Annotated in this window: 19 protein-coding genes; 16 read left to right on the top strand and 3 right to left on the bottom strand. The window is 42.7% G+C overall.

Annotated elements, in window-relative coordinates; genetic code table 11:
* Positions 1–9: 9 nt before the first annotated feature.
* On the top strand, positions 10–1,611 hold the full coding sequence (locus tag H8796_RS02480; protein WP_117937164.1) for a RagB/SusD family nutrient uptake outer membrane protein: 1,602 nt from the start codon (positions 10–12) through the stop codon (positions 1,609–1,611).
* Positions 1,612–1,634: 23 nt separating this feature from the next.
* Positions 1,635–3,758, top strand: coding sequence for an exo-alpha-sialidase (locus tag H8796_RS02475; protein WP_233530379.1), 2,124 nt, complete (start codon positions 1,635–1,637; stop codon positions 3,756–3,758).
* 99 nt (positions 3,759–3,857) lie between these two features.
* Here the strand turns inward: H8796_RS02475 and H8796_RS02470 are convergent, their stop codons facing one another.
* Positions 3,858–5,165: an acetylxylan esterase gene (locus H8796_RS02470; protein WP_117937166.1), complete on the bottom strand. Its 1,308-nt coding sequence runs from the start codon at positions 5,163–5,165 to the stop codon at positions 3,858–3,860.
* A gap of 213 nt (positions 5,166–5,378) precedes the next feature.
* Positions 5,379–6,752, bottom strand: a complete 1,374-nt coding sequence (locus H8796_RS02465) for an aminopeptidase P family protein (protein WP_117937154.1) — start codon at positions 6,750–6,752, stop codon at positions 5,379–5,381.
* A 138-nt stretch (positions 6,753–6,890) separates the two neighbouring features.
* Here H8796_RS02465 and rpoN point away from each other — a divergent pair, with 138 nt between their 5' ends.
* From rpoN to H8796_RS02415, 10 genes are all read left to right on the top strand, one after another.
* Positions 6,891–8,378 carry an RNA polymerase factor sigma-54 gene (gene rpoN, locus H8796_RS02460; RefSeq protein ID WP_117937156.1) on the top strand — a complete coding sequence of 496 codons (1,488 nt, stop codon included), beginning with the start codon at positions 6,891–6,893 and terminating at the stop codon, positions 8,376–8,378.
* Positions 8,379–8,420: 42 nt separating this feature from the next.
* Positions 8,421–9,092: a phosphatase PAP2 family protein gene (locus tag H8796_RS02455; RefSeq protein ID WP_009000196.1), complete on the top strand. Its 672-nt coding sequence runs from the start codon at positions 8,421–8,423 to the stop codon at positions 9,090–9,092.
* A 29-nt stretch (positions 9,093–9,121) separates the two neighbouring features.
* The gene (gene gcvH, locus H8796_RS02450; protein WP_009000195.1) at positions 9,122–9,502 is read left to right on the top strand and encodes a glycine cleavage system protein GcvH; all 381 of its coding nucleotides are present in this window, start codon (positions 9,122–9,124) and stop codon (positions 9,500–9,502) included.
* Between the two features lie 91 nt (positions 9,503–9,593).
* Positions 9,594–10,103, top strand: coding sequence for a 5-(carboxyamino)imidazole ribonucleotide mutase (purE, locus tag H8796_RS02445; RefSeq protein ID WP_004296231.1), 510 nt, complete (start codon positions 9,594–9,596; stop codon positions 10,101–10,103).
* Positions 10,103–11,944, top strand: coding sequence for a 4-hydroxy-3-methylbut-2-en-1-yl diphosphate synthase (locus tag H8796_RS02440; RefSeq protein ID WP_008774594.1), 1,842 nt, complete (start codon positions 10,103–10,105; stop codon positions 11,942–11,944). Before purE ends, H8796_RS02440 begins: the two co-directional genes overlap by 1 nt.
* Positions 11,945–12,852: 908 nt before the next feature.
* Positions 12,853–13,362: an IS66 family insertion sequence element accessory protein TnpB gene (gene tnpB, locus H8796_RS02435; protein ID WP_117932120.1), complete on the top strand. Its 510-nt coding sequence runs from the start codon at positions 12,853–12,855 to the stop codon at positions 13,360–13,362.
* A 69-nt stretch (positions 13,363–13,431) separates the two neighbouring features.
* A complete protein-coding gene (locus H8796_RS02430; RefSeq protein WP_117932118.1) occupies positions 13,432–15,045 on the top strand; it encodes an IS66 family transposase in 1,614 nt (537 codons plus the stop codon).
* Positions 15,046–16,209: 1,164 nt separating this feature from the next.
* The gene (locus H8796_RS02425; RefSeq protein ID WP_009000187.1) at positions 16,210–16,845 is read left to right on the top strand and encodes a porin family protein; all 636 of its coding nucleotides are present in this window, start codon (positions 16,210–16,212) and stop codon (positions 16,843–16,845) included.
* Positions 16,846–16,911: 66 nt separating this feature from the next.
* Entirely contained in the window at positions 16,912–18,858 is a 1,947-nt protein-coding gene (locus H8796_RS02420; RefSeq protein WP_187343928.1) for a heavy metal translocating P-type ATPase, read from the top strand.
* Positions 18,859–18,865: 7 nt separating this feature from the next.
* Positions 18,866–19,288: a Fur family transcriptional regulator gene (locus H8796_RS02415; protein WP_117936766.1), complete on the top strand. Its 423-nt coding sequence runs from the start codon at positions 18,866–18,868 to the stop codon at positions 19,286–19,288.
* Positions 19,289–19,579: 291 nt separating this feature from the next.
* Here the strand turns inward: H8796_RS02415 and H8796_RS02410 are convergent, their stop codons facing one another.
* Positions 19,580–20,581, bottom strand: coding sequence for a malate dehydrogenase (locus H8796_RS02410; protein ID WP_117936764.1), 1,002 nt, complete (start codon positions 20,579–20,581; stop codon positions 19,580–19,582).
* A gap of 185 nt (positions 20,582–20,766) precedes the next feature.
* On the opposite strand from H8796_RS02410, the gene H8796_RS02405 reads away from it, so the two are divergent.
* From H8796_RS02405 to H8796_RS02390, 4 genes are all read left to right on the top strand, one after another.
* A complete protein-coding gene (locus H8796_RS02405; RefSeq protein ID WP_117936762.1) occupies positions 20,767–21,606 on the top strand; it encodes a S1 RNA-binding domain-containing protein in 840 nt (279 codons plus the stop codon).
* A 115-nt stretch (positions 21,607–21,721) separates the two neighbouring features.
* Complete coding sequence (locus tag H8796_RS02400) at positions 21,722–22,393, top strand: DUF4476 domain-containing protein (protein WP_117936760.1); 672 nt, start codon at positions 21,722–21,724, stop codon at positions 22,391–22,393.
* A 26-nt stretch (positions 22,394–22,419) separates the two neighbouring features.
* Complete coding sequence (locus H8796_RS02395) at positions 22,420–23,103, top strand: DUF4476 domain-containing protein (protein ID WP_117936758.1); 684 nt, start codon at positions 22,420–22,422, stop codon at positions 23,101–23,103.
* A gap of 14 nt (positions 23,104–23,117) precedes the next feature.
* Positions 23,118–24,479, top strand: coding sequence for a hypothetical protein (locus H8796_RS02390; RefSeq protein WP_117936756.1), 1,362 nt, complete (start codon positions 23,118–23,120; stop codon positions 24,477–24,479).
* The last annotated feature ends 23 nt before the right edge of the window (positions 24,480–24,502 follow it).

The raw sequence follows: 24,502 nt of genomic DNA, 5'->3' as shown, positions 1-24,502 counted from the left end.
TGAATGACAATGAAAAGTACAAAGATTATATGCGGTTTGCTGCTCTCCTTGATTGGATTCAGCTCATGCACCGACCTGACAGAAGAAGTTTATGACCAACTTACGGCGGATGAATATTTTAAAGGTTTCACCGATAAGGATGTACCCGGAGCGTTGGGAAAAGTCTATAATGACTTGAAAATGCTATATGGTGGTTTTGATGCCCATACAGCCGGCTGCTATCTATATACGAATGAAGAATGTTCAGACCTGTGGGTGACTCCGAAGCGTGGAGGCTCCTGGTATGATGGTGGAATCTATTTTCGACTGAATCAACATAAGTGGCTTTATGACGATGCTCATTTCCTGGGTAACTGGCGCAGGGCTTATACGGCTATCAACAATTGCAACCGGTTATTATTCGAGTTTACTAATGCCGGTGTCGATAATGATATGATTATGGCAGAGCTTAAGGTAGCGCGTGCCTTCTGGTATTACATACTTATAGATATGTTCGGCAATGTTCCGTTGGTAACTCAATATGATATTCCGGAAGGATGGCTGCCCGAAACTTCAAAACGTGCGGATGTATTTAAGTTCATTGTGAATGAAATCTCTCAAAATATAGAACATTTGGCTGATAAAAGTTATGGTCGTTGGGATAAGAATGCTGCTTCCATGCTACTGGCCAAGGTTTATTTGAATGCAGAAGTATGGGAAGCTAAGGGAGTAACTTATTGGGATGAAGTGATAGGACTGTGTGACGATATTATCGGTTCACATCAATATCAGTTGGAGGCAGATTATAAATCTCCTTTTGTGACCAATAATGAAGATTCGCCTGAAATCATTATGGGTATCAGTAATGATGATATTTATGATGGCGAAGGTACTTTCCTTCCCCACCTGTGGACACAACATTGGAAATATCAGTATCATGCCGCCACTATAACGGGTTTCTGGGGTGGCTGCTGTGCTACGCCGGAGTTTGCCAATAGTTATCATTCTGATGATAAGCGATTTGAGAAATCATGGATGATTGGGCAGTTGTATGATAATACAGGGCAGTTCGGTACACCCGGTGCTCCTATGTATTGCGATCCTTGGGACCCTCGTGATGCGGGAAAATTACTTTGTTACACAAAAGATGTTCCTTTGTTCGAGGGGGATGATATACCGACTACAGGCGAACAGACAGGAGCCCGTCTCAATAAATATGAAGTAAAAAAAGGAGCTTTGAACACGCTGGCTAATGATTTTGTATTATTCCGTTACGCTGATGTCTTTTTCATGAAAGCTGAAGCAATGTATCGCAAAGGTGGAAAGGTGGCTACTCAGGATATCGTAAATCTTATCAATGATGTTCGTAAACGTGCTTTTACCGATTTTACCGGTGACAAGGTCTTGAAAGTATCCGAACTGAATGATGACCGTTTTTTACAGGAATACGCCTGGGAATTTTGTCAGGAAGGTCATAGACGTCAACAACTCATTCGTTTCGGACAGTTTACTACAAAGAAATGGTTCTTGCATGATTCCAGCGATTCTTATCGTAATTTATTCCCCATTCCGCGTGAAGAACGTTTGGCCAATCCGAAGTTGGAACAAAATCCGGGTTATCCGACTAATTGATGAATGTTATAAACTTGTAGAAAATGAAAACAATGAAGATAAAAAGCTATTTATGGGTACTGGCATTGACCGCATTTTCCTGTAGCGATGAAACAACGGCACAAAATTCGATTGTGCCGCCTGTAGAACCGCCTGTTGAAGAGGAAACGTTTGTGGATCTTTGTAATTTCGAGACAACACTCGTTTCATTTCATACCAATGACCAGTTGAAGTATAATATTGTTGATAATCCGTATAAAGAGGGTGTCAATGCCAGTAACAAATGTGGAAAGGTTGTTTCTGCAGGTGATATGTGGGAACTGATTTGGTCTGATCCGTTGGCGAAAAAGTTTGATTTTACAAAAGACGGTGCTTGTTTTAGCATGCAGGTACGTTCTCCCAAAGTAGGCGGTCATATTTTCTTTAAACTTGAAAGCTCGTTGGGGGCAGATGCTAAGGAAATCTCGAACGTCGTTTCTAAAGTAGCTAATGAATGGGAAACATTGGAGTTTGATTTCTCGGTATTGAATTTGCCGGATAATGTCTATGATAAAGTGATTATCCTTTTTGATGCTGGTGAGACGGGTTCGGGGGAAGAATGGTATTTTGATAATATTCGCCAAAAGACAGGTGTGAAAACAGAGCCGGAACCGGAGCCGGGTGAAAAACAATATATTAATTATTGTAATTTCGAAACCTCACTTGTCACATTCCGTACCAATGACCGGCTAGAGTATAGCATTGTGGATAATCCTCATATGAGCGGTATAAATACGAGCAGTAAGTGTGGAAAAGTCGTTGCGGCAGGTGACCAATGGGAACTTATCTGGTCAGAACCTGTTACGTCCAGATATAACTCAAAGTTTAATTTCTCTAAGAATGGCGGACGTTTTACGGTAAAAGTCTACTCGCCTAAAGTGGGAAGTCCTGTTTATTTCAAACTGGAGAGTACCGGTGGGGCAGATAGTAAAGAGATGCAGAACGTTAAGACAACGGTAGCCAATCAGTGGGAAACATTGACTTTTGACTTTACTTCATGGAATCTTCCCGATGAGACTTATGACAAAATTGTGATTGTTTTTGATGCCGGCATTGCGGGCGGGGCAGGAGATGTATATTATTTTGATGATATTGTCGGACCAAATAATGAGGCTGAACAATTATTAACTCGCTATGAAGCTAATCCTGTGTTGACCTATCAAGGGGCTGAACGTTGGATGTGCGAACATATTGCCAATGCTGCAATTTTGTCTCCGACAGAATCACCTGACGGAAATTGGTGGATGTATGCACGAGGAAGCGGCTATGACGCAATGAATGAATATCATGACCAGATTGGACTTTTTCGACAAAGTGCAAGCTCATTCAATCCTGTAGGAGGATGGGAAGCATACCCGACTAATCCGGTTATTCCACATGGGGCGAAAGGAACGTGTGACGAACTGCATTTACTTGATTGTGCTCCGGTAATGGGCGGAGATGGGAAACTATATTTCTACTATCAGGCAGTGAGAGGTACAGCTGATGCAGATCGTCGCGGATCGCTGGCGTGCCGATACTCGGCAGATGGTGGATATACATTTAGCGATGCTGTTATGCTACGTGATGGGGTAGGATGCAGTGACGCAATATTTCATGACGGAAAATACTATATATTCTACGGCTACGGTTATGACAATGGTTCACATATGAAAATAGATTGTGCTATTACTACGGATCCGATGAGCTTTGATAACGCTGAAATCCGAACAATACTTACTCCTGGCGGTGGACCGGCCAATCACGACTGTATGACAGTGAATGGCTCCCGTATATTCCGTCTGAAAGATGTGAACAAATGGTTTATGATTTATCAGGGAAGTACACGGCATTTTGATTTTCCGGAACGTTTTCATGTGGCTTATTCTGATGATTTGTTGAATTGGACAAAAGTAAATAATACAAAACCATTCTTTAAAAGAGGAGAAGCTGAAACTTGGGATCAGGGTGGTATATGGTTTGGAGAGGTCTTGGAATACGGAGATAAGCTATATATGTATTATGAAGGTTGGGGATGCGAAGGTGCGGTGCCCGATCGTGATTATCCATATTTTGGTGGTGGTCATTCTACTACAGGTTGTGCTTCCGTTTCGAAGGGCGAGTTTCTGAAATGGTGTGGCTTGAACTAAAATAAGTTTAATAGAAATATGCTTGAACGCCGGATATACTGATAATGAAAGTCAGTTATCCGGCGTTTAAATATTGTCATTCTACAAGAGGGCTAAACATTATTTCAGATGTTTCTTTATCCAAAGCAAATGCCCGTATTCAGTATCATTTGACGTCCAATGTTCGTTAATCGGAGTAATCAATGCTTCTTTGGGACAGTTTAATACATTATATACAATGTAGCTGGTTGTCGGCGGACATACATCGTCGTTGAATCCCCACGTTATATAAGTATCCGCCTTGATTTGTTTGGCGAAGTTTACCACATCATAATAAGCCATCGTCTTCATCTTTTCAGGCGTATCCATGTCTACGGAATTTCTGAAGAAATGAGGATAACCACCGGCGCGGCCTGCCTTATATCCGGCCATATCGCTTAAAGCAGGATGATTGGCAACACAGGCTGTCACGCGCTGGTCTAGTCCGGCAGTGATTAATGCCAGCGCACCCCCCTGACTACCACCCTGGGCAATCACATTCTTACCATCCCATTCTGGCAAGGAAGTCAGGAAGTCAATGCTGCGAACGCAAGCCAGGTATACCCGTTTCATATAATAATTATCACGGCTGTCCAGTCCATTGGTTAAATATCCGTTCTCTCTGCCATTGAATGCATTGCTGATTTCCTTAAAGTCTTCTTCGCTCATTTCAGGATTAAGACCGTGTATTTCTATTTCAAAACGGATGCATCCTTGTTCTGCATAATATTTATGACGCAAAGGCTCTTTGATCGTTTTGATTCCTGCTCCCGGCGGACACAATACAACCGGAAATTTACCTTCTTTCTTTGGATAGAATAAATAACCATAGACGCATTGGCCACGTCTATTCAATTGAAGTTTCACCAAATAACAATCTATTTTATCCGTAGAATACTTTTCGACATGTTCTTTTGTATAAGTCAGCGGAAAGTCCTTTTGCCCTGCTTTAGCCTTCTCCCAAAATTCATTGAAATCGGAAGGCATAGTAGTATAAGGTTTTAACTTTTCCGGTGAGAAACCTACTTTCACATGATGCGAATACGTTTTTCCGTCAACAGTTGCTTTCAGGCGACAATCACGAAATCCGGGTTCTTTCATCGTACCGATTGGCACCACAGCCCTGCCATTTTTCAGTGTCACGCTTCCCTTCGTATCGGCAGGCATCATATCTCCGCCTATTTCATAGCTGATAACTACGTTATCTCCCGGAATACCATATTTATAAAATTGTACTTCCACCGTCGCTTTTTCTCCTGTTTTATAAAGCCAGTCGGCATGATTGGGGACAGTAACCCAAAGCACATCGCTTTTATAAGGATAATTTTCGGCTACGGCAGATAGTAAACTTACTGACAACAGGCATACGAATAAAAGTAGTTTCTTCATGGTGTAATTCATCATTTTATATTAAGCATAAAAGTAAGTAATTAAATTCTGATGCAATATTACGGAAGATTTGGCAAAAAGTGTGTAGAAAAAATGTGCAAAGAAATGGATTATTTGGTACTTTGATGAAAATAGCGGAAGTTTCTCATATAAATGAAAAACTTCCGCTATTGTGTAATAGATATAATCTCGTCTTATTCCGACAGTTTGCTTTTACCGCAAAGCTTCCACTTCTTCCGGCGTCAAAGGTATTTTCTTACCCAGTCTGCGAGCACCGGTTTCAGTAATCAGATAATCTTCTTCGTTACGGATGCCGCCGAAATCCTTGTAAGTCTCGACCACATCATAGTTAATGAAATCAGTGAATTTCTTTTCTGCTTTCCACATATCGATCAATTCCGGAATAAAGTAAATGCCCGGTTCTACCGTATGTACGAATCCCGGTTCCAATGGAATGGCGAGGCGTTGCGATTTGCGACCGAACTGTGTGCTCTTCGGCTGGCCGTTGTAACCTACCCATATCTCTCCCAGATTCTCCATATCATGTACATCCAATCCCATCATGTGACCTAATCCGTGCGGATAGAACAACGCATGGGCACCTTCGCGTACAGCATCCTCGGTATTCCCTTTCATCAATCCGAGCGCCTTCATGCCGTCCACCATGACGCGGGCCGACAGCTCATATACGTCCATATAAGGAATACCCGGACGGAGAGCCTTTACGGATTCCAGGTGCATGGCGTTCTGAATCTCGTATACTTCACGCTGACGGGTGGTGAACTTCTTATCGGCAGGAATGGTAGACGACATATCACCCGCATAACCTGATTCTACTTCTGCACCGGCATCGATTAAGAACAAATCACCCGGTTTCACTTTATTTCCGTGATAATGATTGTGCAGAGTCTGTCCGTTGATAGTGGCAATTGTAGCAAATGATAGTTGGCAGTTATTAGATTCGGCCACCCGGTTCATTTCAGCTACCACTTCATATTCGTACATACCCGGACGAAGTACCTTCATGGCTGTAATATGCATATCAGCAGTTACATCGCAAGCCTTTTCTATTTCTACGATTTCTTCTGCAGATTTATAGTTGCGTTGAGCGATCACGGCACGGATGAATGGAACAGAACCTTCCTGATGTGCGGGAGGAATACCCAGCCAGTCCATCAGTTTCAGCTTATGTTCAGGGCGGTAAGGAGGCAGATAGTGAACTGCTTTCCCTTTCTGTACACACTGATGGAGATAGCTTACAATGTCAGCAGACGACATCAGATTTTTTACGCCTACACGTTCGCATTTTTCGTGTAATGTCGGCTGTGATCCCATCCATACGATTGCGTCGATAGACAACTCATCACCAAAGATAATTTCTTTGTCTTCATCTATATCGATAATAGCCGAAAGTCCGGCACATGAAAGTCCGAAATAATAAAGGAAAGTGGAATCCTGACGATAACGGAATGTGTTATCTTCGTAATTCAGTCCGCACTCGTCATTTCCGAGAAATAACAACACTCCGGAGCCTAAGTTCTTTTTTAGCAGGGCTCTCCGCTGCATATACGTTTCTTTGGCAAACATATTGTCCTAGTTTTTAAGTTCGTGCAACAAAGATAACGAATTTTGTGTTATAGGATTAAAAATTATCTCCCTAATCTGTGTAATCTCTCGTTAAAAAGTTACTTTTGTAGCGAGAAACAGTAGAAAGCAAAAACGAATATGGCACAAGGTTCCCGTCAAATACAATCTCAGGCGCAACAGCAGGTACAAACGCTCTCGCCCCAGCAGATTCTGGTCGTGAAACTGTTGGAGCTTCCCGCAGTAGAGCTGGAAGACCGTATCCATGCTGAACTGCTTGAAAATCCGGCACTTGAAGAAGGTAAGGAAGAGAATGCTGCGGATGATGAATATTCCGATACCGACAATGCAGAGGATGGCATGGATAGCGATGCCAATGACTATGATTCTTTAAGTGACTATCTGACAGAAGACGATATTCCCGATTATAAATTGCAAGAGAACAACCGTTCGAAAGATGAACAGGCGGAGGATATTCCATTTTCCGACTCCACCTCTTTTTATGAAATCCTGAAAGAACAGTTGCGTGAACGCAACCTGACAGAGCACCAGTGTGACTTGGTGGAATACCTGATCGGTTCATTGGATGATGACGGATTGCTTCGCAAATCTTTGGAAAGTATCTGTGACGAACTGGCGATTTATGCCGGTATCGAATCGACCGAGGAGGAACTGGAAGAAGCATTGAGCATCTTACAGGACTTCGACCCGGCAGGTATCGGTGCGCGTAGTCTTCAGGAATGTCTGTTGATACAGATTTGCCGGAAAAAAGAGGAAGAGAAAACTCCCAGTCCTATCTTGAATCTGGAAGAAAGGATTATCAGAGAATGTTACGAAGAATTCACCCGTAAACATTGGGAGAAGATTATAAAGAAACTGGATATTGATGAAGAGACTTTCCAGGAAACCATTACTGAAATAACCAAACTGAATCCACGTCCGGGTGCTTCTTTAGGAGAAGCAATCGGCAGGAATCTCCAACAAATAGTTCCCGATTTTATGGTGGAAACGTATGATGACGGAACCATTAATGTAAGCCTCAATAACCGCAATGTTCCCGAACTCCGTATGAGTCGTGACTTCACGGAAATGGTGGAGGAGCATACAAAAAACAGGGCTAACCAGTCTAAGGAATCTAAAGAAGCGATGATGTTTCTGAAACAGAAAATGGATGCGGCACAAGGATTTATCGATGCTGTCCGTCAGCGTCAGAATACCTTGATGACTACCATGCAGGCGATTATCGACCTGCAACGTCCTTTCTTCCTGGAAGGAGATGAATCGCTATTGAAACCGATGATTCTGAAAGATGTAGCCGAACGTACTGGATTGGATATTTCGACAATCTCCCGTGTGAGTAACAGTAAATATGTACAGACGAATTACGGTATCTATCCGCTCAAATACTTTTTCAGCGACGGATATACTACAGAGGATGGCGAAGAGATGTCTGTCCGTGAGATTCGTAAGATCCTGAAAGAGTGTATTGAAGGCGAGGACAAGAAGAAACCTCTGACCGATGATGAATTGGCGGATATATTGAAAGAGAAAGGTTATCCCATTGCCCGCAGGACAGTAGCCAAATACCGTCAACAACTGAATATCCCCGTGGCGAGACTGCGGAAATGAGAGTATAAAGTATTAAGTATAAAGTATTAAGTATTAGTGCTGATGGACAGAGAGAGAGAACATATCATAGCGGATAAGACGATGTTGCAGGTGGCGAGAGTCACTTCGATGGTCTTTACTCCATTTTCTATTCCGTTTTTATCGTTTCTGGTGTTATTCCTGTTTTCTTATCTTCGTATCATGCCGATACAATATAAGTTGATAGTGTTGGGAATCGTTTACTGCTTCACCATACTGACACCTACTATTACCATTTTCCTGTTTCGTAAAATCAATGGATTTGCCCGTCAGGAGTTGAGTGAACGTAAGAAACGTTATGTGCCTATTCTACTGACCATCATCTCGTATGTGTTCTGTCTGCTGATGATGCGTAAGCTGAATATCCCGTGGTATATGACTGGTATCATTCTTGCTTCTCTGGTAGTGTCTATCATTTGCATTGCAGTAAACCTCAAATGGAAGTTGAGCGAGCACATGGCAGGAATGGGCGGGGTGATCGGAGGCTTGATTTCTTTCAGCGCCTTGTTCGGTTACAATCCGGTCGTATGGCTATGCCTGTTTATTTTGATTGCCGGTATATTGGGCTCTGCACGCATTGTTCTGGGGCATCACACGCTGGGTGAGGTGCTTTCCGGTTTTGCTGTCGGTCTGATATGTGCCCTTTTGGTACTTCATCCGGTGAGTAACATCTTATTTCGAGTATTTTTATTTTAAAACAGTATAAATCCTAAAAACTAATCATTATGAACTTTCCACAGAATTTAAAGTACACGAACGAACACGAATGGATTCGCGTTGAAGGAGACATTGCATACGTTGGTATCACCGATTATGCACAGGAACAATTGGGCGATATTGTGTTCGTCGATATCCCGACTGTTGGTGAAACGTTGGAAGCCGGTGAAACTTTCGGAACGATTGAAGTAGTGAAAACTATTTCCGATCTTTTCCTGCCGATAGCAGGTGAGGTGCTCGAACAAAATGAAGCATTGGAAGAAAACCCGGAACTGGTTAATAAAGATCCCTATGGCGAAGGTTGGTTGATTAAAGTGAAGCCGGCTGATGTGAAAGCGGTAGAAGATCTGCTGGATGCCGAAGCCTATAAAGCCGTGGTAAACGGATAGTGCAAACAGAAATATAACTAATATAAGTTGAATGTAGCTGAACCCCCTCTCTTCGTGAAAGGGCTGTGAAGAGGCTTTTAATTTTTATTCTATGACTCCAATTGTAAGTATTATCATGGGCAGCACGTCCGACCTTCCTGTTATGGAGAAGGCTGCACAGCTGCTGAATGATATGCATGTACCGTTCGAAATGAACGCTCTTTCTGCTCACCGCACGCCCGAAGCTGTGGAAGAGTTTGCGAAGAATGCCCGCAACCGCGGCATTAAAGTAATTATCGCTGCTGCCGGAATGGCTGCCGCCCTTCCCGGTGTAATTGCGGCTAACACTACATTGCCGGTAATCGGAGTACCTGTAAAAGGTTCCGTGCTCGATGGTGTGGACGCACTTTATTCTATCATTCAGATGCCTCCGGGCATTCCTGTAGCAACGGTTGCCATCAACGGAGCGATGAATGCCGCTATCCTTGCCATCCAGATGCTGGCATTGAGCGATGAGAAACTGGCCGAAGCTTTTGCTGCTTACAAGGAAGGACTGAAAAAGAAAATCGTAAAAGCAAACGAAGAACTGAAAGAAGTGAAGTTTGAATATAAAACGAACTAATGGATCTATTCAATTATTTTCGAAGAGAAACCACAGAAGTAAATATTGGGGCTGTGCCGTTGGGCGGCCCCAATTCTATTCGTGTCCAGTCGATGACAAACACGTCTACGCAGGATACACAGGCTTGTGTGGAACAGGCGAAACGTATTGTTGATGCAGGTGGAGAGTATGTCCGCCTCACAACCCAGGGCATCAAAGAAGCTGAAAACCTGATGAATATTAACATCGGACTGCGTAGCCAGGGATATATGGTTCCGTTGGTTGCCGATGTGCATTTCAATCCGAAAGTGGCAGACGTGGCTGCTCAATACGCGGAAAAGGTGCGAATCAATCCGGGAAATTATGTAGATGCTGCGCGTACTTTTAAAAAACTGGAATATACAGACGAGGAGTATGCGCAGGAAATACAGAAAATCCATGACCGGTTTGTCCCGTTCCTGAATATCTGTAAAGAGAATCACACGGCTATCCGGATCGGAGTAAATCATGGCTCTCTGTCCGATCGTATCATGTCCCGTTATGGCGATACCCCCGCAGGGATGGTAGAGTCCTGCATGGAGTTTCTCCGTATCTGTGTAGAGGAAAACTTCACGGATGTGGTGATTTCCATCAAGGCCTCCAATACGGTGGTCATGGTAAAAACTGTCCGCCTGTTGGTAGACGTCATGGAAAAAGAAGGGATGGCTTTCCCATTACACCTCGGGGTGACAGAAGCCGGAGATGGAGAAGACGGACGTATCAAGTCCGCCCTTGGCATCGGTGCGCTGTTGAGTGACGGATTGGGAGATACCATTCGGGTATCTTTGAGCGAAGCTCCTGAAGCTGAAATCCCGGTGGCCCGTAAACTGGTGGATTATGTTCTGTTGAGGCAGGATCATCCTTATATCCCGGGATTGGAAGCACCGGAATTCAATTACCTGTCTCCCGAACGTCGCAAGACAAAAGCCGTCCGTAATATCGGAGGTGAACATGTACCTGTGGTTATTGCCGACCGCATGGACGGGAAGACAGAGGTAAATCCGCAATTCACACCGGACTATATTTATGCCGGAAGAACCTTGCCCGATCAACGGGAAGACGGAGTAGAATATATTCTTGATGCGGATGTATGGCAGGGAGAAGACGGAACCTGGCCTGCATTCAATCATGCACAGCTGCCTTTAATGGGAGAATGTAATGCAGAACTTAAATTCCTGTTTATGCCCTACATGGCACAAACGGATGAAGTGATAGCCTGCCTGAAACATCATCCGGAAGTAGTGATTGTTTCCCAAAGCAATCATCCGAACCGTTTGGGTGAGCACCGTGCACTGGTACATCAACTAATGACGGAAGGCTTACAAAATCCGGTTGTTTTCTTCCAGCATTATTCGGAAGATGATGCGGAGAATTTGCAGATAAAGTCCGCAGCCGATATGGGAGCTTTGATTTTTGACGGTCTTTGTGATGGCATCTTCCTGTTCAATCAGGGTAACTTGAGCCATGCCGTCGTTGATGCTACTGCTTTCGGAATCTTGCAGGCCGGACGTACCCGCACCTCCAAAACAGAATATATATCTTGTCCCGGTTGCGGCCGTACACTTTACGACTTGGAAAAGACTATTGCCCGTATCAAGGCAGCCACTTCACATTTGAAAGGGCTGAAGATCGGTATCATGGGATGCATCGTGAATGGTCCCGGTGAGATGGCAGATGCAGACTACGGTTATGTAGGAGCAGGACGGGGGAAAATCAGTCTCTATAAAGGCAAGGTGTGCGTAGAGAAAAATATTCCTGAAGAAGAGGCGGTAGAACGACTTCTGGAGTTTATCCGGACAGACCGGGAAGAAAACCAACAATGATATTATATTGGGCACGGAATACAGGTGATGGGGTACTAAGCTCATAGAAAACCTGTAATCCGTGCCTGACTAAGTACTGTTTCAGATAGTCACCTACGCTTTTTTCTCCTGGTGTTGCTGTATTTTTACCTCCGCAATTGCGCTTAAAATAGAAAAGTAGGTTCCATAATTTTTCCAAATTCTTCTATCAACAAATTTTTCCTTCTTCGGCTCAAATGCCGATTGCTGAATTCGTTTTAATTCCTTTAGTTCTTCTTCCCTATTATAAAACCTCATAGTCAATGAATTGTGTTAGTAACTGTGGTTACTGTAACCATGGTTACAACGATGTTTATTCTTAAGGGAACAGTAAACTTTTTCTTTCTTTTATAAATTCTTTACCCTTCCCAATTAAAAATTTTATGATCGTTTCTATTGATTTATACCTGTTTTATTGTCAAACTGTCAGGATTATATTTAAGTGTGTGAATATCAGTGTTATATCACCTGATAATAGATGCTGATAATAGGCTGACAATAAAATATATCTACTTTTACTGTCAACCTTATTTTTATCTCTTATGATACCTTTAATAACTTGATAGACAATAATTTTATGGGTATATTCCGAAATAATACTGCATTTTTCTAATAGCTTTCCAAAGTGATATCCTTTCATTAATATACCTATATAGTTTCGCTAACATGCCTGTATAGTTCCTCTAGAGTGTCAGTATTGTTCCACTAAAGCACCGGTATCTTTAGTTCGTCACAGCCGTGGTAACTTCTTCTCACGGCCGTGGGAAGATCTCGTCACGGCCGTGGGGAGTTAACAATACCTACACTTTAGTAAGCATTCGGGCTCGTGCGTGTTTCTTTCCCTTCTTTTCTTTCCTACCTTTGTGCCTTCATAATCATCTTAATCCATTATGTGTTCAGTATTAGTATTTTCTAGTGAAAGTGAAAAGCTGCGTAGTCTCTTATCCGAGTCTAACCATTTTGATTCTGTTCTTTTCATATTTGATGGTGGTCGTCGTTATAAAGTTTCGGCTTCCAGTCTTGGCATCCATTCTCCTCAGGATCTACTTCTCCCCTTAGGTCTTGGTCTTTTCCGTAACAGTCCTTTCTGGTCTTATTACCTTTATCCCAATGGTTGTAATTTCCATAAAGGTATTGACGGTCTTTGTGGCGAGGTCATCCGGCACACGGGTTCTTGCGTGTCAGAGCAGAGTTGTCATATTTTTCTTGACCGTTCCCGTAGCAGATTGCATATCCTCTATCGGTGCGAGGACGAATACCGACTGGAATGCCGTCGTCTGAACCACAGTTCTTTCTTCTTGAAAAAGGACGAACGGAAAAGAGATTTTCTTCAAATTTCCTGGAATCGCCTGAATGAGCTGCTTACTGTTAAAAAGTATCGGAAAACAGTTGAAAAGTAATCTCCCATCCTACAAGCCGTACAGGTTTATTTTGATAACTTTGCCACATAATAAAAAAGTGGATATGCAGTGAAAGAACCAGTCATTACCTTTACTTTGGAAGAGTACGAAGAGTTGCGCAAGGAACGTGAACGTCTTGAAAAGGAACATGCGGAACTTCAGAGAAAATACGCAGCCTCTTTGCAGGAGTATTCCCGCCAAGTTGAGGAAATCTCAGCCTGTACAGCCGTCATTGCTGACCTGAGATGGAAATTGGCTGATTTGACACGCCGTTTATGGGGTAAATCCAGTGAAAAACGTCATCTTCCCGAAGATGCCAACCAATTGAGCATCTGTTTTGAATCTCCGTCCGATGTCAATGACCCGGTAGCGGAGGAGCAGAAAACGGCTGAGAAATCTGCCCGGTCGGAGAATGGTTACAATCGTTTCCGTAAGAGCTTCACCCAAAAGATTACTCCCCACGCCCGTAAGCCCATCGATCCGTCCCTTCCCCGTGAAGAAATCATCATTCCCATGCCGGAAGGTCTTTCTCTGGAGGGAGCGACGAAGCTGGGGGAGGAAGTGAGCGAACAATATGCCGTCAGCCCTGCCCGATTCTATGTGAGACGCATCATCCGTCCTAAATACCGGCTTGCCGACGGTCGTATCATAACTGCTCCCATGCCCGTAATGGCACACCCTCACAGCAATGCCTCGGAGAGTGTACTGTCCCACATTGCCACCGCCAAATATTACGATCACCTGCCTCTGCACAGACAGCTGGACATTTTTGAGCGTGAAGGCATCCATCTGAGTCCTTCCACCGTAAGTAACTGGATGATGGCTGCCGCACAGCGTTTGGAGCCGATCTACAATGAGCTTCGTGAACTGGTTAAGGACAGTTATTACGTCATGGCCGATGAGACGCCCCACCCCGTACTTGAAAGCGACCGACCCGGTGCTCTTCATCGCGGGTATATGTGGAACTTCTATCTGCCCCGGTTTCATACCCCCTTCTTTGAATATCACAAGGGGCGTGGCAGCAGCGGAATAGACACACTGCTGGCAGGACAGGTCCGCGTGGTACAGAGTGACGGCTTTGCAGTATATGACGAGTTCGACACGCTACCCGGAAAGTTGCACTTGTGCTGTTGGGCACACGTCAGGCGCAAGTTTGTGGAAGCGGAAGGAAATGACCCTCCCAGAGCAAGGTATGCACTTGAACAAATAGGCAGACTGTATGCTGTGGAGGAGGAAATCAGGATAGAACATCTGGAAGGCGAGGCTGTAGTAAAGCTTCGCCGGGAAAAATCGTACCCTATTATCAAAGGACTGGAAAAATGGTGCAAAGAGGAATATGAACATACGGTCGATAAATCGCCTGTTGCCAAGGCCATATTCTATATGTACACACGCTTTGAACAACTGTCCGGATATGTCAATGATGCACAGTTCTGCATTGATAATAATCCGGTGGAGCGTTCTATTAGACCGTTGACTGTAAACAGAAAAAATACACTCTTCTCCGGATCGCATGAGGCAGCACACGCAGCGGCAATATTCTTTTCACTGATGGGATGTTGCAGGGAAAATAAGGTGAACCCAAAACTATGGATGCAGGACGTGGTGATTAGAGTACAGGATAAAGAAAGAGAAGAGAAAAACGACTACTCCGATTTACTGCCATTTAATTGGAAAGGATAAACAAGAAAGGTTTATAAAGTCAAAAGCCAGACGTACTCCGTCTGGCTTTTGACTTTATAAGAGTTTGGAGAGAATACGCACGAGACCGAATGCTTACACACTTTAATGAAACAATACCTGCTTGGTAAGTGAAAGATACCGGCTATGTAGCATTCATTTAACAGGGGCATATTCATTTTATAAAGCGTATGTGTTCTTTATGCCGATGACATTGTTACTGTAAACAATGATAGTCTTCAGTAGTTTATGAAATGGATCAAGTTGGGAATTAAGTCAGAGTATATCGACACATTGGAACGAATCTTATAATCTTGCTCCAAAGGGATCAAAGAACAGGCTGACAATAGAAGTTCTAATTTTTTATTGTCAGCCTATTGTCATGGCTTATTGTCAGCATGTAAACCAGTGATAATCATTATACTATCGGGGAAAAACTTTAGTTGACAATAAGAATCATCAAATTTATATGTAGATCTAATATCTGTCTTTCCAATAGTACACATCTTTACAAAAATAGAGGGGAACTCCTGGATGAATCCATTTGTTCCCCTTGCAGGTGTAGCTAGCCTCTGTCTCTTATATTTTCAAAGGTAAGTAGCAACATCTAAATGTTGCGTTTTCGACTTTGCAGTCGTTCAGGTGCCGCTCCATCCGAATTGACTTGCCTTTGTAGTTATTACTAATTTATTGTTTGTATCTACCGCAAATTTATAGGCACAAAAAAAGCGGAGAGCATTTGCCTATCCGCCAGAGAGGGAGTCCAAGCCCTAAACACACAAACAGGAAACACTCCCCGCGTATTGCAAGGAGCATCTATCTGCTTCTCTGTGTGTTTGGAATTTTGGACTTTTCTCTAGCACAGAAACCAGCTAAACGCTTTTTTTCTTAAAACAAACAATACAGTCGCGCTACGACTGACTGTGCAAAGATAACAATTAATTAAGTTATACAGTCTTTCATTCTTTGTTTTTTCTCTGTACAGAGTGTTTTTGTTCTATATCTCGTAAAATCGTTTGAAATAGTTTGATTCCCTTGCTATGACTATACCTCATAGGGTTCATATCGTTTATTTTTTATATTTTCACCAAATTTCTCCGAGTTGTGCGAATTATTATTATTTTTGTATCACATAATTTCTAAACAATAATTAAATTATTTATTCGTATGAAAAAGGCCTTATTATTATTCGCTTTAGTAGCGATAAGTGCGGTGAGTATCAATGCTCAAGACAATCTGAAATGGGGTGTGATGGCAGGTATGAATGTTAGTAAATACACCATTACAGGTTTTGACAGCAGGATAGGTTTTCACGCAGGTGTTAAAGCAGAGTTGGGATTGTCGCAGGATGCGAATGGTAGTGGTGCCTATATGGACTTCGCTGCATTGCTTACATTGAAAGGTGCTAAAATTGATGGAGGATCACTTGCGAGCATAAAATTTAATCCATACTATTTAGAAGTGCCTGTACGTGTTGGGTACAAATATGCTGTAAATGATAATTTTTCGTTATTTGGTAGTGTAGGTCCTTATATTGCTGTCGGACTGTTTGGAAAAGCAAAAGCAAAGGTTGACGGTGATTATTTTGATTTTGATGAGATTGGAGGTAACTCCATGTCCGAAGATATATTTGGAGACGATGGTCTGAAACGCTTCGATTTCGGTCTTGGACTGAAAGCAGGGGTTGAGTTCAGCAAGAAATATCAAGTTGCCATCAGTTATGATTTTGGACTCGTTGAAGTGGCAAAAGATTTAGGAATGAAGAACAGAAACCTGATGATCTCGTTGGGATATATGTTCTGAAACTGATTTTGCAACTTTGTTGCATGAATCATTTGCTACCTTTGCATCAACTAAATGATGAATGTTATGGGACATTGTAGTTGTGGCGCTCATTCATGCGCAGCAGAAAAAAAGGTTGATGCAAAGGTTTCGGTATTCCATGAATATGGGAAAGTGATATTTTCTCTCCTGCTTCTGGCAGGTGGAATAATTATGAATGCTCTCGATTTAGCATTCTTCCGTGAAGGATCTGTTGCTTTGATATGGTATATCGTGGCCTATCTTCCGGTAGGAATTCCAGTGATGAAAGAAGCCTGGGAAAGTATCAGGGAAAAAGACTATTTCAGTGAGTTCACTCTAATGATTATAGCTACTTTGGGAGCTTTTTATATTGGTGAATATCCGGAAGGAGTAGCCGTGATGTTATTCTATACAGTAGGAGAACTGTTTCAGGATAAAGCGGTAGATAAAGCCAAACGTAATATCGGAGCCTTATTGGATGTAAGACCCGAAAAAGCATTAGTGCTCCGGGAAGGCAATCTTGTTATTGAAAGCCCTAAAAAGATAAAAGTCGGTGAAATCATAGAAATAAAGGCAGGCGAACGGGTACCATTGGATGGAACCATGCAGAATGAAGTGGCTGCCTTCAATACAGCCGCATTAACGGGGGAAAGCGTTCCTCGTAATATTCGGAAAGGTGAAGAAGTACTTGCCGGAATGATTGTAACCGATAAGGTTATCCGGCTCGAGGTAACGAGACCTTTTGATAAGAGCGCACTTGCCCGAATATTGGAACTTGTTCAGAATGCTTCCGAACGTAAGGCTCCGGCTGAATTGTTTATTCGTAAGTTTGCGCGCATTTATACACCTATAGTTATAGCGCTTGCAGTATTAATTGTTTTGTGTCCGTTTGTCTATTCACTTATTAATCCTCCATTTGTATTTGCATTTAATGATTGGCTATACAGGGCTTTGGTCTTTCTGGTGATTTCGTGTCCTTGTGCATTGGTGGTTAGTATTCCGTTAGGCTACTTTGGGGGAATTGGAGCGGCATCCCGGTTGGGAATTTTATTCAAGGGTGGTAATTATCTGGATGCTATCACTAAGATCAATACAGTGGTATTCGATAAAACAGGAACCCTGACAAAAGGAACCTTTGAGGTACAGGCCTGTAAAAGTGCAGGTGAGGTTTCGGAAGAAGAATTAGTGAAACTGGTTGCTTCGGTAGAAAGTGATAGTACTCATCCGATTGCCAAGGCTGTTGTGAATTATGCGAAAGAACAAAATATTGAACGTGTAGCTGTTACCGGTACAAAAGAATTTGCCGGCTATGGTTTGGAAGCAACGATAGACGGGACTACGGTTCTGGTCGGTAATTGCCGGTTACTGTCTAAGTTTGATATATCCTATCCGGAAGAACTGTTGGAAATAACGGATACCATCGTAGTCTGTGCTGTTGGAAACCGTTATGCAGGTTATCTGCTGCTGGCTGATGCCTTGAAAGAGGACGCAAAGGTAGCTATTGACAATTTAAAAGCTTTAAATATTGAAAACATCCAGATACTATCCGGTGATAAACAGAGTATTGTTACTAACTTTGCAGAAAAGCTCGGTATATCGAAAGCTTATGGTGACCTGTTGCCGGAAGGAAAAGTGAATCATCTGGAAGAGTTGCGGCAGGATGAGGCAAACCGGATTGCATTTGTCGGTGATGGAATGAATGATGCGCCGGTGCTCGCTCTAAGTCATGTTGGCATTGCTATGGGTGGACTGGGTAGTGATGCGGCTATTGAAACAGCCGATGTCGTGATACAGACAGACCAACCGTCAAAGGTAGCCGAAGCTATAAAGGTAGGAAAACTGACACGAAGAATCATCTGGCAGAACGTATCACTGGCATTTGGAGTGAAATTACTTGTATTGATTCTGGGAGCCGGTGGAATTGCTACTCTTTGGGAAGCTGTCTTTGCAGATGTGGGTGTTGCGCTACTTGCCATTATGAATGCTGTCAGAATACAGAAAATGATAAAATAGGAGAAAGATGGAAGAAGATATTTATTTGGATAAGTTGGACAGAAGAGGTATCAAGCCAACTGCCATAAGACTTCTGGTGATAAAAGCGATGATGCAGGCAGAGCGTGCGGTGTCATTGCTTGATTTGGAAACACTGCTCGATACAGTCGATAAATCGACTATATCCCGAACAATCGCTCTTTTCTTGTCTCATCATCTTATACATAGCATAGATGATGGAAGCGGCTCTTTGAAGTATGCTGTTTGCGACAATTCTTGCAATTGTGTGGTGCAGGATTTACATTCGCATTTTTATTGTGAGAAATGTCATCGCACCTTCTGCCTGGAAGGTACACATATCCCGGTGATTGATTTGCCTAAAGGATTTACTTTGCATAGCATTAATTATGTTCTCAAAGGAATTTGTTCCGAATGTACTTCTCAAAAATAACAGATATTCTATAAACTTCGATACGCAGTTTTATTCTATTCATTAATTTGGATAGGATAATCACTATATTTCGCATTTTGAGTACCTGTAACTTCAGTTTAGGTACTTTCCCCGTTTTATCTGTTTTTTAATTGATGAATTATCCCCAACTTTGCATGGTCATTTGAATTGGAGTCTTGAAAGATTTATGGACTAAGTATGGGGTATATGTGATATGTGAGTAATTGGAATAAAAGCCGAAAAAGAGAAAATACATCTCTTTTTCGGCTTTTCGCTAATATTGTTGTTTGATTAGTCAATATTGGGGTTCAATGCGTGCCAGTCTTTAATGGCTGGGATGATCCCCATTTCAATCACTTCATCACGAAGTTTGCATAAATGCTCGTAGCTCTTTTCCAATTCTTCCTGTTCGGCAGGAGTTCCGGCTACTTCTTTATAAGTGACGCCGTCTTTAGTTATTGAAGTTTCCATCGCCATCATGATATGGTCGAACTTGCCGTTAGAAACATACGTTCCGGCAGGCCAGCGGAAAGGTTGTCCACCCATAGCAGCGGCAATCATTTCGATAGAAAGATAAGCCGGGCTTTGGAAAGAAGAACGACCGCGCAGGTCGATAATATGCTTACCACCCTGGATGACACGTACTTTCAGTGCTTCCCAATCTGCCAATGGAAGGCGGGTAGTGCCGATGAAATCGGTCAAAGGTTCTCCTTTTATTTTGGTTGTAGATGCGAATACAGCCATTTGTTCACCATGACCACCATACGTACGGCAATTCTGAATGTCGGAAGCCGGGATATGGAAGAATTTCACCAGTTCGTTTTGCAGACGGGTGCTGTCCAGGGCAGCCAGTGTAGAAACTTGAGAGGGTTTCAAACCTGAATACAACAAAGTAATCAATCCGGTGATGTCTGCAGGATTAAAGATCACAACGATGTGTTTTACGTTCGGACAATATTGATGAACATCTTTACCGAATTGAGCGGCAATTTCTGCATTTCCCTTCAGCAAATCTTCACGGGTCATACCTGCTTTACGGGCAGCTCCACCGGAAGAGACAATGTAAGAAGCTCCTGTCAGTGCTTCTTTGATATCGGAAGTAAATGTAAGGTTGACACCTTCAAAACCGCAGTGATACAATTCTTCAGCTACTCCTTCCAGAGCCGGGGCAAATGGATCATACAGGCAAATATTCGGAGTGAGTCTCATCATCATGGCTGTTTGTGCCATATTGGAGCCGATCATTCCGGCAGCTCCTACAATCGTAAGTTTCTCGTTGGTTAGAAATTCCATAAGTTTATATGTTTAAAGGTGAATAATTTACTTTTTCTTTTTGTCGCTACAAAGTTAACATATTAGAAAGCAGATTGTTCATTGCAAATAGTTTTGCCCGATAACGAAAAGTTATGGCTGACTGTTTGAAGGATCTATTCAAAATAGATTATCTTTGTGTTTTATTACAATAAATAGATAAGAATATGAGCATCGAATTAGGAAAGTTCAATCAGCTTGAAGTCGTGAAAGAAGTAGATTTCGGCGTATATCTCGATGGTGAGGAAGAAGGTGAGATTTTGTTGCCTACCCGCTATGTGCCCGAGGACTGTAAGATAGGAGATTTTTTGAACGTGTTTCTTTATCTGGATATGGATGAAAGACTGATTGCTACGACGCTGACTCCGTTGGTGCAGGTAGGTCAGTTTGCTTGTCTGGAAGTCTCCTGGGTGAATCAATATGGAGCTTTCCTGAACTGGGGATTGATGAAAGACCTGTTCGTTCCGTTCAGCGAGCAGAAGATGAAAATGCAGGTTGGACGGAAATATGTGGTTCATGCGCATTTGGATGAAGAGAGTTATCGTATTGTGGCTTCAGCAAAGGTGGAACGTTATCTGTCGAAAGAAAAGCCGGAATATACTCCGGAAGCAGAAGTGAATATCCTTATCTGGCAGAAGACGGATTTGGGCTTTAAAGCGATTATAGATAATAAGTATAGCGGTTTGCTGTATGAAAATGAAATATTCTGTCCGTTGGAAACAGGAATGGAGATGAAAGCTTTTGTGAAACAGGTGCGTGAAGATGGTAAGGTAGACCTGATTCTTCAGAAACCCGGTTTTGAAAAGATTGACGATTTTTCGAAAACGCTGCTCGACTATATCAAAGCGCATGGAGGACGAATCTACTTGAATGATAAAAGCCCTGCGGAAGATATTTATGACACGTTTGGTGTTAGCAAGAAAACCTTTAAGAAAGGAGTGGGCGACTTGTATAAGAAACGTCTGATTACCTTGCATGAGGATGGCATTGCTTTGGCGGATTCCTAAACAGAATAGGGATTTCCCTACATACGAATAGAGAGAATCATTGGGGTGGGGAGTTTCCTCACCCTATTTTTGTGCTATCAGATTAAAGATATAAATAATAAAAACTAGATAAGCTATGCGTAAGATTATAATAAGTTTCTGCATCCTGTTCGCTGCCCTCTCTTTACAAGCGCAGTCTGTTAACGGAATCCGTATCGATGGCGGGAATACTCCGATTCTTGTTTACCTGGGAGGGAACCAGATATGTTTACCCACTACTACCTGCTTTATAGCCAATTTAAATCCCGGACATTATACTGTTGAAGTGTTTGCCACCCGCTTTACCCGTGCGGGAGAGCGAGTATGGAAAGGAGAAAAATTATATAAAGATTTCGTTTATTTTGATGGGAGAGGAGTGAAAGAAATATGGGTAGACGGACGTGATAACATACGCCCGGAAAGACCCGGCCGTCCCGAACAGGGAGAACATCGTCCGGGATATGGTTACAACAGGGTGATGAACGATCAGCTCTTCCAAACGTTTTATAAAGAGATGAAGAATGAGCCTTTTAAAGATGACCGTATGAAGTTGCTCAATGCTGCATTGGCTGGTTCTGATTTCACATCTGCCCAATGTCTCCAACTGACCAAACTATATACATTCGATGATGACCGGATGGAGATTATGAAGATCATGTATCCCCGGATTGTAGATAAGGAAGCTTTCTTTACGGTGATTAATACCCTGACATTTAGCTCCAGCAAGGAAAAGATGAAGGATTTTATGATAGGGTACGGTAAACGTTGATACTATTAACTAAAAACGATACGGTTATGAAAAAGATACATATGATGCTGTGTTTGGCGTTGGGAATATTGGTCAGTGGCTGTTTTACCAGCTATGTATCTACCAAACAGATGATGGGTATATATCAGGGAATGACTCAATCGCAGGTAGAGTCCGTTTTAGGAAAACCTGATTTCCGGCGTTTTGACGGTGATATGGAAGAATGGGAATTCCATCGTGATAACGGTACGCCTGTACTTACTTCGGAACCTGTGACGATAATCGTTCAGTTTGTAAATAGAGAGGTGGTTAGTATGGATACGTTCAAAGGTTATGGCAGACCTGCACCGATGCATTCCGTTGTAGTACCGCCTGCAGTGAACACTACCGTTGAAGTCTTTCCTAATCATGAACAGGTGGAAGAAGCTCGTTTGATGACTGATCCGGAGTTTGATGAATTTATCAATAAGCTCAAAATAACGGTTATGAATGAAGACCAGAAGAAGCTTGTCGATCGGATGTTGAGAACGTATGATGTCACTTCAAATCAATGTGTGAAAATAGTGAAGGAGATTTCGTATACTCCTGACCAGGTGGAGATGATGAAGAAGCTGTATCCTTATGTAAGGGATAAGAGGAATTTTAATAAGGTGATCGATATTTTATTTTCTAATGCATATAAAGATGAGATGCGTAAGTTTATTGAGGAATATCATCAGAATAATAAATGATAGGAGATTGAATTATGAAACGAATACTGTTTTTACTCTTTGCTGTCGGTCTGACTGCCAATATGACCGTAATGGCTGGAATGAGCACTAGCAAGGTACGTAAGGAGACGCGTTTTCTTACCGATAAGATGGCATATGAATTGAGTTTGAGTACACAGCAATATAATGATGCGTATGAAATTAATTACGACTTTATTTATTCTGTCCGTAATATCATGGATTACGTAGCACGTGGTTACGAATGGGCATTGGATGATTATTATGAAGCGTTGGATATCCGTAACGACGATCTTCGCTGGGTATTGAGTGATGCACAGTATCACCGGTTCCTCGGTGCCGAGTATTTCTATCGGCCGATCTATGTAACCGGAGGGAAATGGAGTTTCAGGGTTTATGTTAATTACCCGAATCGTAGTTTGTTTTATTTTGGTGTGCCTTACCATTACCGTACTTATTGTGGAGCACATTATCGTCCACACTTTCACCATGTGAGTTATTATCGGGGCAGATATACTAATTTCAACCATTATTCTGCACCGCATCGGGTGAGAGATCAGCGAGTATTCCACTCTTATCGTCGTTCGGATTTCGGTTCTGTCCGGTTCCGTCCGAATACTTCCACTCGTCCGCATAATGCACCGACACGTCCGGGTAATTCTTCCCGTCCGGGTTCATCGACAACGCGTCCTGGTACGTCTCGCCCAACTACCTCTACTCGTCCTGATACTTCTACTCGTCCCGGAACGACAACAAGACCTGGTACGTCAACACGTCCCCGTCCGGAATCTGGAGGAGATCGGCCTTCGACTTCTGTCAGACCATCTACACCGTCCGGAAGTGGAAGACCTGGTAACAATGTTGCTCCTGATAAAAATGGGAATACGAATAGAGTAGAAAGTGATCGTAATTCTGGTCGTCGTCCGGAAACAGGTTCCGGTTCTTCAAGCTCTAATCGCAGACCAACAAGCGGAAGTTCAACTGGTTCCAGTTCCTCCAATCGTGAAAGTGGAAAAACAAGTAGCAGTTCGAGAGAAAGTTCAAGCAAACGAAACGATAGTAGTTCCTATAATAGAAATAACAGTTCCGAGAGAAATAACAGCTCTTCCAGTTCCAGTCGCGGTAGTTCCAGTCGTAGTAGCTCCAGTCGCAGTGATTCAGGTCGCAGTAGCGGTAGTACTACCAGTCGTAGCAGCAGTACCACTTCTAACCGGAGTAGCGGTAGCTCGAGTTCTACTCGAAGCAGTGGCGGCTCTACCCGGAGCAATGTCTCTAGTGGACAAACAGAAAGACGCTCTTCTTCTGGAAGTACGAGAAGCAATAGCACTCAAAGTTCTTCCCGTTCCTCTGAAAGAAACAGCAGCAGTTCAAGAAGATAACCTATTCCTTTATTATTTATATC

Origin of the sequence: Bacteroides sp. M10 (assembly GCF_014334015.1) — a bacterium.
Classification (GTDB): domain Bacteria; phylum Bacteroidota; class Bacteroidia; order Bacteroidales; family Bacteroidaceae; genus Bacteroides; species Bacteroides intestinigallinarum.
This window is presented reverse-complemented; position numbering and strand designations above follow the sequence as displayed.

Excerpts from the sequence above, each read along its gene's own strand:
- H8796_RS02480 (WP_117937164.1), top strand. The coding sequence starts at position 10 with ATGAAAAGTACAAAGATTATATGCGGTTTGCTGCTCTCCTTGATTGGA.
- H8796_RS02475 (WP_233530379.1), top strand. The coding sequence starts at position 1,635 with ATGAAAACAATGAAGATAAAAAGCTATTTATGGGTACTGGCATTGACC.
- H8796_RS02470 (WP_117937166.1), bottom strand. The coding sequence starts at position 5,165 with ATGAAGAAACTACTTTTATTCGTATGCCTGTTGTCAGTAAGTTTACTA.
- H8796_RS02465 (WP_117937154.1), bottom strand. The coding sequence starts at position 6,752 with ATGTTTGCCAAAGAAACGTATATGCAGCGGAGAGCCCTGCTAAAAAAG.
- rpoN (WP_117937156.1), top strand. The coding sequence starts at position 6,891 with ATGGCACAAGGTTCCCGTCAAATACAATCTCAGGCGCAACAGCAGGTA.
- H8796_RS02455 (WP_009000196.1), top strand. The coding sequence starts at position 8,421 with ATGGACAGAGAGAGAGAACATATCATAGCGGATAAGACGATGTTGCAG.
- gcvH (WP_009000195.1), top strand. The coding sequence starts at position 9,122 with ATGAACTTTCCACAGAATTTAAAGTACACGAACGAACACGAATGGATT.
- purE (WP_004296231.1), top strand. The coding sequence starts at position 9,594 with ATGACTCCAATTGTAAGTATTATCATGGGCAGCACGTCCGACCTTCCT.
- H8796_RS02440 (WP_008774594.1), top strand. The coding sequence starts at position 10,103 with ATGGATCTATTCAATTATTTTCGAAGAGAAACCACAGAAGTAAATATT.
- tnpB (WP_117932120.1), top strand. The coding sequence starts at position 12,853 with ATGTGTTCAGTATTAGTATTTTCTAGTGAAAGTGAAAAGCTGCGTAGT.
- H8796_RS02425 (WP_009000187.1), top strand. The coding sequence starts at position 16,210 with ATGAAAAAGGCCTTATTATTATTCGCTTTAGTAGCGATAAGTGCGGTG.
- H8796_RS02420 (WP_187343928.1), top strand. The coding sequence starts at position 16,912 with ATGGGACATTGTAGTTGTGGCGCTCATTCATGCGCAGCAGAAAAAAAG.
- H8796_RS02415 (WP_117936766.1), top strand. The coding sequence starts at position 18,866 with ATGGAAGAAGATATTTATTTGGATAAGTTGGACAGAAGAGGTATCAAG.
- H8796_RS02410 (WP_117936764.1), bottom strand. The coding sequence starts at position 20,581 with ATGGAATTTCTAACCAACGAGAAACTTACGATTGTAGGAGCTGCCGGA.
- H8796_RS02405 (WP_117936762.1), top strand. The coding sequence starts at position 20,767 with ATGAGCATCGAATTAGGAAAGTTCAATCAGCTTGAAGTCGTGAAAGAA.
- H8796_RS02400 (WP_117936760.1), top strand. The coding sequence starts at position 21,722 with ATGCGTAAGATTATAATAAGTTTCTGCATCCTGTTCGCTGCCCTCTCT.
- H8796_RS02395 (WP_117936758.1), top strand. The coding sequence starts at position 22,420 with ATGAAAAAGATACATATGATGCTGTGTTTGGCGTTGGGAATATTGGTC.
- H8796_RS02390 (WP_117936756.1), top strand. The coding sequence starts at position 23,118 with ATGAAACGAATACTGTTTTTACTCTTTGCTGTCGGTCTGACTGCCAAT.